Annotated in this window: 11 protein-coding genes, 1 tRNA gene and 1 pseudogene; 7 read left to right on the top strand and 6 right to left on the bottom strand. The window is 69.8% G+C overall.

What is annotated here, in order from left to right; translation table 11 throughout:
* Window position 1: 1 nt before the first annotated feature.
* A tRNA-Arg gene (locus ABD327_RS12180) sits at window positions 2-74 on the bottom strand.
* Window positions 75-747: 673 nt separating this feature from the next.
* On the opposite strand from ABD327_RS12180, the gene ABD327_RS12175 reads away from it, so the two are divergent.
* Window positions 748-1,800, top strand: a complete 1,053-nt coding sequence (locus tag ABD327_RS12175; RefSeq protein WP_344450428.1) for a D-alanyl-D-alanine carboxypeptidase family protein — start codon at window positions 748-750, stop codon at window positions 1,798-1,800.
* Between the two features lie 63 nt (window positions 1,801-1,863).
* Here the strand turns inward: ABD327_RS12175 and ABD327_RS12170 are convergent, their stop codons facing one another.
* From ABD327_RS12170 to ABD327_RS12150, 5 genes are all read right to left on the bottom strand, one after another.
* Window positions 1,864-2,448, bottom strand: coding sequence for an SAF domain-containing protein (locus ABD327_RS12170; protein ID WP_344450427.1), 585 nt, complete (start codon window positions 2,446-2,448; stop codon window positions 1,864-1,866).
* Window positions 2,449-2,522: 74 nt separating this feature from the next.
* Window positions 2,523-2,867 carry an FmdB family zinc ribbon protein gene (locus tag ABD327_RS12165; protein WP_344450426.1) on the bottom strand — a complete coding sequence of 115 codons (345 nt, stop codon included), beginning with the start codon at window positions 2,865-2,867 and terminating at the stop codon, window positions 2,523-2,525.
* A gap of 194 nt (window positions 2,868-3,061) precedes the next feature.
* On the bottom strand, window positions 3,062-4,570 hold the full coding sequence (locus ABD327_RS12160) for a potassium/proton antiporter (protein WP_344450425.1): 1,509 nt from the start codon (window positions 4,568-4,570) through the stop codon (window positions 3,062-3,064).
* A 72-nt stretch (window positions 4,571-4,642) separates the two neighbouring features.
* A complete protein-coding gene (locus tag ABD327_RS12155) occupies window positions 4,643-5,614 on the bottom strand; it encodes an NAD(P)-dependent oxidoreductase (protein ID WP_344450424.1) in 972 nt (323 codons plus the stop codon).
* Window positions 5,615-5,623: 9 nt separating this feature from the next.
* On the bottom strand, window positions 5,624-6,211 hold the full coding sequence (locus tag ABD327_RS12150) for a 5-formyltetrahydrofolate cyclo-ligase (protein ID WP_344450423.1): 588 nt from the start codon (window positions 6,209-6,211) through the stop codon (window positions 5,624-5,626).
* Window positions 6,212-6,244: 33 nt separating this feature from the next.
* Between ABD327_RS12150 and galU the strand changes: the two genes are divergently transcribed.
* The 6 genes and pseudogenes from galU to ABD327_RS12120 all read left to right on the top strand — a co-directional run.
* The gene (gene galU / locus ABD327_RS12145) at window positions 6,245-7,150 is read left to right on the top strand and encodes a UTP--glucose-1-phosphate uridylyltransferase GalU (protein WP_344450422.1); all 906 of its coding nucleotides are present in this window, start codon (window positions 6,245-6,247) and stop codon (window positions 7,148-7,150) included.
* Window positions 7,151-7,163: 13 nt separating this feature from the next.
* Window positions 7,164-8,363, top strand: a complete 1,200-nt coding sequence (gene glp / locus ABD327_RS12140; RefSeq protein ID WP_344450421.1) for a molybdotransferase-like divisome protein Glp — start codon at window positions 7,164-7,166, stop codon at window positions 8,361-8,363.
* Window positions 8,360-8,839, top strand: coding sequence for a cyclic pyranopterin monophosphate synthase MoaC (gene moaC / locus ABD327_RS12135; protein WP_344450420.1), 480 nt, complete (start codon window positions 8,360-8,362; stop codon window positions 8,837-8,839). The genes glp and moaC overlap by 4 nt, the downstream gene beginning before the upstream one ends.
* Before the next feature lie 2 nt (window positions 8,840-8,841).
* Window positions 8,842-9,324 (top strand): MogA/MoaB family molybdenum cofactor biosynthesis protein, encoded by a 483-nt coding sequence (locus ABD327_RS12130; protein ID WP_425547103.1) that lies wholly within the window; start codon window positions 8,842-8,844, stop codon window positions 9,322-9,324.
* A gap of 35 nt (window positions 9,325-9,359) precedes the next feature.
* Window positions 9,360-9,965 (top strand): GNAT family N-acetyltransferase, encoded by a 606-nt coding sequence (locus tag ABD327_RS12125; RefSeq protein ID WP_344450528.1) that lies wholly within the window; start codon window positions 9,360-9,362, stop codon window positions 9,963-9,965.
* 204 nt (window positions 9,966-10,169) lie between these two features.
* Window positions 10,170-10,411: pseudogene (locus ABD327_RS12120) on the top strand (hypothetical protein); the annotation flags it as partial.

Raw genomic sequence — 10,411 nt, 5'->3', positions numbered from 1 at the left:
GCGGCCCCGAGAGGATTCGAACCTCCGACACACGGTTTAGGAAACCGTTGCTCTATCCCCTGAGCTACGGGGCCTCGCCGCCGCCAAAGCCTACTGGAACCGGGCCCACCGCGTCCCCTTCACGGTGATCATCCCGTGAACGCTCCGCGGCGCCGCCCCGGCGCCTCCGCTCCGCGACCCCGTTAGATTACCGCTTCCAGCGCCCCGGCGTCCTCTCGATAGGGCGGTCCTCCGTCACGGTCCTCCTCCCGCGGAGTCTCCCGGCGGTCGCCTGCGGCGCCGCGGGCCCCCGTCCTCGCCCTGAAGGAGGCTGTCACAGGAGGTGTACGAATGGCAGGACAGATTGATCGGCTTACCTGATCTCCTGTCAGATGGCGTTGTCAAAATGGCCTCGCGGCGGAGGGCTGTTCCTACGCGGTCCGCGTCCTGCCGTCCAGGCTCTCGAGAGGGCTTCGGTGTCGCCTGAATCAGGCCGGGACGGACGTTCGAAGGCGGGGCCGGGGCGCGGTCGGGAGGGGGCGGGCGGAGGGCGCGGAAGAGGGTGTTCAGGGGCTTGGCGGTTCTTTGGCGCAATCTTGGCGGGTAGGTGACTGATGATCTATGCCTGTGTGTAGCTGAATGATCATTTTTGGTGGTGCTTCGGGTGTTGGTTGGTGGTTGGGAGCGATAAGCGGGATAAGACATTGAGTCAGGTGTAGTACCGTTCGAGCGCTGCCCCTGTTCCTGTATCGCCTCGGAGGACCGCACGTGCCGACCCCTCGGTCAGCGAAGCTGACCGCGGTGCTCCTGATGACGGTGTCGCTCGTGGTGACGGGCGTCCCCCCGGAGGTCGCGGCTCTGGCGCCTGGGGTCGAAGACGTCGAGGAGCTGCGGAAGAAGGCCGGCGACGCCCGGGACGAGCTGCAGAAGCTCGACAAGTCCTGGAAGGACCAGCAGACCAGGCTCAAGCAGTCGAAGAAGCGGCTGCGGGAGACCCTGGAGCAGCTGGCGGTGGCCGACACCGAGTTCGAGAAGATGCGCGGGCCGCTGGCGGAGCTGGCGAACTCCGCCTACCAGGCGCCGACGGCTTCGGGCACCATGGCGCTGTTCGGAAGGTTCTCGGCGGAGGAGTCGCTGCGCAGCTCGGCGGACATCACGTTCCTCGCGAACAACGACAACGGGCTCCTCAAGACCGCCAAGGAGCTGCGGGAGCGGCGGGAGAAACTGGCGGACCAGGCCCAGGAGCTCCAGTCCAGCACGGCGATCGACCAGGCGAAGATAGCCAAGCAGAAGAAGACGCTCTTCAACCGCATCAACCAGCTGACCAATCAGCTGAACAAGATGCTGAAGAACCTCGACCTGGACCGCGACACCAGGCTCACCCTCACCTGCGACACCGCGACGGCCGAGGAGGCCGCCCAGTTCCCCAACGGGCTGATCCCCAGCAAGTACCTGTGCAAGATGCCGCAGAAGGGCTTCATGCTCCGCGCGGACGCCGCCCTGGCCTTCTACAAGCTCAACGCCGCCTACCGGAAGCAGTTCGGCAAGGACATGTGCGTCCGCGACGCCTACCGCGACCTCGCCGAGCAGAGGAGCATCTACTACCAGCGCCCCGGCTTCGCCGCCATCCCCGGCCGCAGCAACCACGGCCTGGGCCAGGCCCTCGACCTGTGCGGCGGCATCGAGAGCCAGGGCAGCGTCCAGTTCAACTGGCTCCGCGCCAACTCCACCAAATACGGCTGGTTCCATCCCTCCTGGGCTTACTCCAGCCCCTTCGAACCCTGGCACTGGGAGTTCGGCGCCGAAGCCGAACGCGAGTGACACCCCGCCGTGCGCGGCACCACACCCGCCGCCGTGCCCGGCGTCCGTCGCGTCTCGACGGGGTCAGGAGGGGACGGGCGGGTGGAGGCTGAGAGTCAGGTGAGGCGCGCCGGCCAGGGCCGCGGCTTCGGGTCTGGTGACGGCGAGGAGTAAGAGGGCGCCGGAGGAGCCGTCCGGCGGGGGAACGGCCAGGACCGGGGCCGCGGTGACCAGAGGAGCGGGCGGGGGACCGGAAGCCGGAAGGGCCGCTTCGGGGACGGCCAGGACGTCGACCCTGTCACCGGGGCGGACGAGGGCGCCCAGCACGGAATCGGGGATCCGGACGGGAGCGGCCACCAGGCCCGGGGCGTGCGCGTCCAGGAGGGCGGGGCCCAGAAGGCGGAGGTCCGTCAGGGGTTCGCCCCGGCGCACGGGTGCGGCGAGCACGGCGCTCTCGGGAAGGCCGGAGAGGGCGCCGGAGGGCGGCGGGCGCAGCCGGATGATCCGGACGTCTCCGGAGGTCAGGGGGGTGCCGCCGGGCAGATCGCGGGCGGCCACCAGAACGTCCCCGCCGGGCGGGGACGTCTGCGGCAGGCGGACCAGTAACACCGCCGCGACGGCGCAGAGGACGGCCAGGGGGCGGCGGTGGCGGGCGAGCAGTGGTCTCATGGGCCCGACGTTAACCATCGGGCCGCCACTTCGTGCTCCGGCCTGTGGACAACGGGCCGGAGCACGGGAGGTCGTCAGGAGGCCGCGGCGGTGGAGGCGCTCGTGGAGGAGGACGACGACGGGGCCGGGGAGGCCGGCGCGGCCGTCGAAGTCGAGGAGGACTCCGACGCGCTGGACCCGGAGCCCTCGGACTTCTTCTCCGACGACGAGGCGGTGGTCACGGGGGTCGTCGACTTGCCGGAGCCCCGGCTGTCGTTCCGGTAGAACCCGGAGCCCTTGAAGACGATGCCCACCGCGGAGAAGACCTTGCGCAGCGCGCCGCCGCAGGCGGGGCACTCGGTCAGCGCGTCGTCGCTGAACTTCTGAACGACTTCCAGGCCCTCACCACAGGCGGTGCACGCATACTGGTACGTGGGCACTGGCCCCTCCTTCTCAACGCTATTGGCACTCGGCTCAGCCGACTGCCAATAGTACGTCTAGTTTCCCTTGCGAAGTCCGGGCAGGGGCGCCGCTGCGAACTTTACCCGGGGGCGGAGCGGGTTTTCGCGACTCTCCGTGCCCGGCATGTCGCTCATGGCCAGGCCGGGGGCCCGTCTCGACCGTGAGACGGGTCTCAGTCGCCGACCTCTCCGAACCAGCCCGCCAGCTTGCCCTGCCGGCTCACGGCGCGCAGGCGCCGCTCGGCGACCTCGCGGTCCGCGGCGGTGGTGACCACCAGCAGCTCGTCACCGGCCTGCAGAACGGTCGTGGGGGAGGGGACGAAACTCTTCTTCTCCACGACCTTCCCGGCGCCGATGATCTCGCGGAGCACCAGGGTGATCTGGGCGCCGGGCGGCAGCCGCAGCTCGAACACCTCCACTCCGGCCATCCGCGAGTCCTCCGGGATCTTGACCTGCAGCAGGTCGGCCTTGAGCTCCTCCAACGGCGCGGCCTCCACGCCGAGCTCGGTCGCCTTGCCCTCCTCGGTGATCTTCAGTTTCTGCGCGAACCACGGCAGGGTCGGTCCCTGGATCACGGTGAAGATGACCACGAGCACGAAGACGGCGGCGAACAGCTGGTCGGCGCCGGGCAGGTCCACGGTCATCGGCACCGTGGCCAGGATGATCGGCACCGCGCCGCGCAGTCCCGCCCAGGACAGGAAGGCCCGTTCCCGCCAGCTCACCCCGAACCCGGTGGTGGCGATGATCACGGAGAGCGGCCGGGCCACGAACGACAGGACGAGCCCGGCGACCACCCCGTAGACGAGCTGTCCGGGCAGGTCGGAAGGTGTGGCCAGCAGTCCGAGCATGATGAACAGCCCGATCTGCGACAGCCAGCCGATGCCCTCGGCGAACCCGAGGGTGGCGGGCCGGTGCGGCAGGCGGGCGTTGCCCAGCATCAGTCCGGCCAGGTAGCAGGCCATGAAGCCGGACGCGTGCAGCAGGATCGCGCCGCCGTAGGCCCCGACGGCCAGGGACATCACCGCGAGCGGGTACAGGCCGGACGCGGGGAGCGCGACCTGCCGCAGCACCCAGGCGCCGCCCCAGCTGATGGCCAGGCCGACGACGGCGCCGACGGCCAGTTCGTAGGCGATGGTGCCGAACAGCTCCAGGTTGCCGCTGGTGTGGTGGACGCCGCTGAGGGCCAGCACGAGGATGACGACGGGCGCGTCGTTGAACCCGGACTCGGCCTCCAGCATCCCGGCGAGCCGGTGGGGCAGGGGCAGCCGCCGCAGGACGGAGAAGATCGCCGCTGAGTCGGTGGGCGCGAGGATCGCGCCGAGTAGGAGGGCGATCTGCCAGTCGGTGCCCAGCAGGTAGTGCGCCGCGCCGCCGACGATGGCGATGCTGAGGGAGGTGCCGACGACGGCCAGTGACAGCGCGGCGGGGACGCTGCCCTTCACATGCCGCCAGTTGGTGCTGAGCCCGCCCTCGATCAAAATGATCATCAGGGCGAGCCAGCCGAGCTCCTTGGCGAGTTCGGCGTTGTCGAACTGGATGCCGAAGCCCGCCTCTCCCAGCAGCAGGCCGAGGCCCAGATAGGCGAGGAGGCTCGGCAGCCCGAGCCGGTAGGACAGCCGGACGGCCACGATCGCCACCAGGACCATCGCCGCGCTGAGCGCAAGCCACGCTTCCAGTCGCAATCGATCACCTCCGGGGACGATTATCCCGAACGGATCAGTGCGGCCGTGACCTCCCGGTGTCCCGAGCCCCTCTCATCTCCTGCGCACCAAGGGCGGCAGACCGTTGACGACGTGCTCGACCGGCCTTCCGTCGAGGACGGCTGTGAGGTTCGCCATCACCTGTCCGATGACGTTCATCTGGGCCTGCGCGCTGGCGCCCGCGGCGTGCGGGGACAGCAGCACCTGCTCGTGCGAGAGCAGGGGGTGGCCGGACGGCAGCGGCTCGCGTTCGAACACGTCCAGGGCGGCCCCGGCGAGCCGGCCGGAGTCCAGGGCGGCCAGCACGGCCTCGTCCGGGACGATCCCGCCGCGCGCCACGTTGACCAGCAGCGCGTCCGGCGGGAGCAGCGCGAGCCGCTCGGGCCCGATGAGGCCCGTGGTCTCGGGGGAGAGCGCGACGGCCACGACCAGCACGTCGCTGGTGGCCAGCAATTCGTCCAGTTCGAGGTACTCGCCGACGGCGTCGTCCTTGGGCGTCCGGCTCCAGTAGGAGACCCGGCAGCCGATCGCGTGGAAGAGGCGCGCGGCCTCCGCCCCGATCGCTCCGTATCCGACGATCCCTACGCGCTGGGCGTGCAGTTCGCGTCCACGGATCTCGAGCTGGGGCCAGCCGCCTTCGCGCATCCGCCGGTCGGCCCAGGCGAATTTCCGGCACAGGGCGAAGGCGGCGCCGACCGCCCATTCGGCGACGGAACGGGTGTTGGCGCCCGCGGTGTTGGCGACCGCGACGCCGGCGTCCGTCAGCGCGTCCAGGTCGCAGCTGTCGACGCCGACCTGAGGTTGTTGAAGGAGGACGAGCCGGGGCGCGGCGGCGACGGCCGCCGCGTCCATGGGCAGTTCGCCGGTGAAGTCGCCGACCGCGAGGTCGGCCTCGGCCAGCGCGGCGTGCTGGCCGGCCCGGTCTCGGGACGGGGGCAGGACGACGTCGGCGCGGTCCTTCAGCGGGGCGAACAGCAGGTCGATGACTTCCGGAGGCAGCGGCAGCAGTACCGCGATCTTCCACACGGGGGGAGTCTACGAATCCGCCGCGGGCAGCCTGTGGAACCCCGAGGGGGTGACCACCGCGCGCACGGGCCGGTCGTGGGGTTCGGCGGGCAGTTCGGGCACGAACTCGTCGTCGTAGACCACGCCGATGGTGAGGATGGCGGGACCGACCCGGGCGAGCGCGCGGTCGTAGGAGCCGCCGCCCTGTCCGAGCCTGTGGCCGCGCCGGTCGACGGCCAGCGCGGGAACGAGGACGACGTCCGCGGCTTTGACCGCCCCGACGCCGCGGGGAGGTTCGGTGGGCTCCAGGAGGCCCCGAGGAGATTCGACCAGGGAGTCAGGTCCTTCGTAAGAAGCCCAATCGAGGTCGCAATCCGGCAACAATCTGGGTAGAAGCACATAAGAGCCGCGTTTCCACAGGGCGAACAGGAGACTGCGCGTGCCCGGTTCGTTACCCCGTGAGACGTATGCTGCTATTGAGGACGCCATCTCAAGCTCCGGGAGGCTCAGTAGAACGTCCCGTATCGCGGAACTTGCTCCTGCTCGCTCCGCATCCGTCATCTCTTGTCTGGCTTGCCGTATATGGGTTCGCAACGAGGGCTTAACGTCTTCCTGCACCCGAGACTCCTGGAGTTGACTAGGGTTTTTCCTATGGCCGACATCTCACCCGTAACCAAGGCAGTAGTTCCCGCGGCTGGGCTTGGAACCCGATTCTTGCCCGCCACCAAGGCGACACCCAAGGAAATGCTGCCGATCGTCGACAAGCCCGCGATCCAGTATGTCGTGGAGGAGGCCGTCTCGGCGGGCCTCTCCGACGTCCTGATGATCACGGGACGGTCGAAGCGCTCCATCGAGGACCACTTCGACCGCGCTTACGAACTCGAGGAAGCACTGCGCAACAAGGGCGACGACGCCCGTCTCGCTTCGATCCAGGAGTCGGCCGAACTCGCCCAGATCCACTACGTCCGCCAGGGCGAGCCCAAGGGTCTCGGCCACGCCGTGAGCTGTGCGGCCCAGCACGTCGGCGACGAGCCCTTCGCGGTCCTGCTCGGCGACGACCTGATCGGCACGCGCGACCTGCTGCTCAAGCGCATGATCGAGGTGCGCCAGCAGTACGGCGGCAGCGTCATCGCGCTCATGGAGGTCGAGCCCGACCAGATCTCCAAGTTCGGCTGCGCCGCCATCAGCCCGGCCGGAGAGGACGACGTCGTCGAGGTCACCGACCTGATCGAGAAGCCGGCCGTCGAGGACGCGCCCAGCAACTGGATCATCATCGGCCGCTACGTGCTCGACCCCGCCGTCTTCGAGGTGCTGGAGAAGACCCCGCCCGGCCGCGGGAACGAGATCCAGCTGACCGACGCGCTGCGCACCCTGGCGACGATGCCGGCCGAGCACGGCGGCGGAGTGCGGGGCGTGCTGTTCCGCGGCCAGCGCTTCGACACCGGCGACAAGCTGGACTACCTGCGCACCGTCGTGCAGTTCGCCGCCGAGCGCGAGGACCTTGGCGAGGAGTTCCGCGGCTGGCTGAAGGAGTTCGTGGAGAAGAACGGTTCGTGAAATACATGGGTGCATGAGAACCGTCTCCGAGCATCTCGCCGAGATCATCTCCCGGCTCACTCCCCTCGACCCGGTACGGCCGCCCCTCCTGGAGGCGGCCGGAACGGTACTCGCGGAGCCGGTCACCGCACCCGTGGACCTTCCCCCGTTCGACAACTCGGCGATGGACGGTTACGCCGTCCGCGCCGCGGACCTGGAGACCCTGCCGGCCGTCCTGCCCGTCATGGGCGACGTCCCGGCGGGAGACCTCGGACGGCCCGTGATCGAACCCGGCCGCGCCGCCCGGATCATGACCGGGGCCCCGCTGCCCTCCGGCGCCGACACCGTGATCCCCGTCGAATGGACGGACGGGGGAGCGCGGACCGTCCGGATCGACCGGAGCGCACCGGCGGGCAACTACATCCGCAGGGCTGGGGAGGACGTGCGCGCGGGCGCGACCGTCCTCCCCTCCGGCACCCGGCTGGGCGCCGCGCAACTCGGCATGGTCGCCGCGGTCGGGTGCTCGCACCCGCCGGTGCGGCCCCGGCCCCGGGTCGTGGTGCTCTCCACCGGGGACGAACTGCGCGACCCAGGCGACGCGCTCGAGTACGGGCAGATCTGGGACTCCAACAGCTTCATGCTGGCCGCGGCCGTCCGTGAGGCGGGCGGTGAGCCCCTCCGCCGGTCCTTCCTGGGAGATGACCCGAACCTTGTTCGGGAGGCGCTCAAGGAGGAACTGGCGAGCGCTGACGCGATCATCACCACCGGCGGCGTCTCCATGGGCGTGTACGACGTGGTGAAGGCGGCGTTCTCCGGCGGCGGGGAAGTCGACTTCCACAAGGTCGCGATGCGGCCGGGCAAACCCCAGGGCTTCGGCCTTCTGGACGGACGCTGCCCCATCTTCACCCTTCCGGGCAACCCGGTGAGCGCGTACGTCTCCTTCCAGGTGTTCGTACGGCCGGCCCTGCGCTACCTGCAGGGGCTCGAACCCGAGGGCCTGCCCGCCGTGACGGCGCGCTCCGAGAGCGCTCTGACGTCGCCGGACGGGCTCGAGCACTACCTGCGCGCGGAGCTGACGTTCGCGGACGGCTCCTACACCGTGCGTCCCGCTTCGGCGCAGGGCTCCCACCAGATGGCGGCGCTCTCCGAGGCGAACGGCCTGATCGTCGTCCCGCCGGACGTGACAGAGGTGCCGGAAGGCGCGTCCGTCAGGGTCCTTAAGCTGCCCTCGTGAAGTTCTCGCACCTGGATGAGTCCGGCGCGGCACGCATGGTCGACGTGTCCGCGAAAGAAGTCACCGCCCGCACGGCCACCGCACGCGGCTTCGTCCGCCTCAGCGACGAGTGCGTGACGGCGCTGCGCGACGGGTCGGTGCCCAAGGGAGACGCGATCTCCGTCGCGCGGATCGCGGGGATCATGGGCGCGAAGAAGACGCCCGACCTCGTGCCGATGTGCCACCCGATCGCCCTGCACGGGGTCAAGGTCGACCTTTCGATCGTCGACGGCGGAGTCGAGATCACCGCGACCACCAAGACGGCCGACCGCACCGGAATCGAGATGGAAGCACTCACCTCGGTCACCGTCGCCGCGCTGGCACTGATCGATATGGTCAAGGCCGTCGATCCCGGGGCTGTGATCACCGATGTGCGGGTAGTAGAGAAGACCGGAGGCAAGACCGGAAACTGGACCCGTCCCGGGGAGGACACATGAGCATGCGCGCCCTGGCGGTGACCGTCTCCACCCGGGCCGCGAGCGGAGCGTACGAGGACCGTTCGGGGCCGGTACTGGCCGAGCTGTTGCGCGAATGGGGCTGCCAGGTGGACGGCCCGCGCGTCGTCCCCGACGGTGAAGCCGTCCTGGAACTGCTCCGGGAGGCCGTGGCGGACGGGTACGACGTCGTCGTGACGTCCGGAGGGACGGGCCTCACACCGACGGACCGCACGCCCGAGATGACCCGCCAGGTGGTGGACCGCGAGGTCCCGGGCATCGCCGAGGCCATCCGCGGGATCGGGACGGTGAAGACGGCGATCCTCTCGCGGGGGCTCGCGGGACTCGCCGGAGACACCCTGATCGTCAACCTCCCGGGCTCCACTGGGGGAGTACGGGATGGAATGTCCGTCCTCGGTCCCGTTCTGGAGCACGCCGTCTCGCAGATACGAGGCGGGGACCACCCGCGAGTCCCGGATGGCGTGTAACGGCTCCGGCAGGCAATCATGGAGGCGTGGAACGCATGAGAGGGTGGCCGGTCACTCTGAACGAGGGGCCGGTCGGTCTTCGCCCCATCCGGATGCGGGACGCCGCCGTCTGGCGTGACGTCCGCGTCCGCAACGCCGAATGGCTGCGCCCGTGGGAGCCGACGAACCCCGAGACGCCGCTGTTCCGCACCGGCCTGGGCCCGTATCTGAGCATGGTCCACGCGATGCGGAAGGAAGCACGCAACGGCCTGGCGCTGCCGTGGGTCGTCACCTACGAAGGCGAGTTCGTCGGGCAGCTGACCATCGGCGCCATCATCTGGGGCTCGGCACGCAACGCCCAGCTCGGCTACTGGATCGACCGCGACTACGCCGGCCGGGGCGTGATCCCCGCCGCGGTGGCGCTCGCCGTCGACCACTGCTTCTTCAACGTCGGCCTCCACCGCGTAGAAGCGTCGATCCGCCCCGAGAACACCGCCTCCCGCCGCGTGGTGGAGAAACTCGGCTTCCGTGACGAGGGCACGCGCCGCCGGCAGCTGCACATCGACGGAGCCTGGCGCGACCACATCTGCTACGCCCTCACCGCCGAGGATATCCCCGACGGCCTCCGCGCCCGATGGCGCGCGCGTAGCGCCCGCCACTGACGTCTAACCGCCCGATCCGTTTAATGATCAAGAAAACTTCCCCCAAGAACGGGCCATAGCCACAGAGATCTCACGACACACCGCCCGTATGCTCGTCAAGCGCAGACAGTGCGTCCTACCGTGCGTGGACGTGAGCATGTATTCGTCCCGGAGCCATCCCGCTCCCGAACGTGCTCACCACAAGGCGCCGCGGGAGGGACGTAGATGAGCAGCACCCTCCTGTACTTGGCGATAGTCGCCGTATGGGCCGTGGTCCTGGTGCCCATGTGGCTCCGCAGAGAACCCGAGGCCCCCGCCCCGACGGCCCTCGGCCGCCTCATCACCCGCCGCACGGCGTCCGACCCCGAGCCGGAGTCCGCCGAGTACGGCTTCGACGACGCCCCCACCGTCGACGACACCCCCGAAACCGAGGAGTTCGCCCGCCCCCGCCCTTCTTCCCCCCCGCC

The organism is Actinocorallia aurantiaca, from assembly GCF_039533685.1.
In the GTDB taxonomy this organism is placed as follows: domain Bacteria; phylum Actinomycetota; class Actinomycetes; order Streptosporangiales; family Streptosporangiaceae; genus Actinocorallia; species Actinocorallia aurantiaca.
Note: the sequence above shows the minus strand (reverse complement) of the source record. Positions and strands in the feature narration are given on the sequence as shown.

Excerpts from the sequence above, each read along its gene's own strand:
- ABD327_RS12170 (WP_344450427.1), bottom strand. The coding sequence starts at position 2,448 with ATGAGACCACTGCTCGCCCGCCACCGCCGCCCCCTGGCCGTCCTCTGC.
- glp (WP_344450421.1), top strand. The coding sequence starts at position 7,164 with ATGAGAACCGTCTCCGAGCATCTCGCCGAGATCATCTCCCGGCTCACT.
- ABD327_RS12125 (WP_344450528.1), top strand. The coding sequence starts at position 9,360 with ATGAGAGGGTGGCCGGTCACTCTGAACGAGGGGCCGGTCGGTCTTCGC.
- galU (WP_344450422.1), top strand. The coding sequence starts at position 6,245 with ATGGCCGACATCTCACCCGTAACCAAGGCAGTAGTTCCCGCGGCTGGG.
- ABD327_RS12130 (WP_425547103.1), top strand. The coding sequence starts at position 8,842 with ATGCGCGCCCTGGCGGTGACCGTCTCCACCCGGGCCGCGAGCGGAGCG.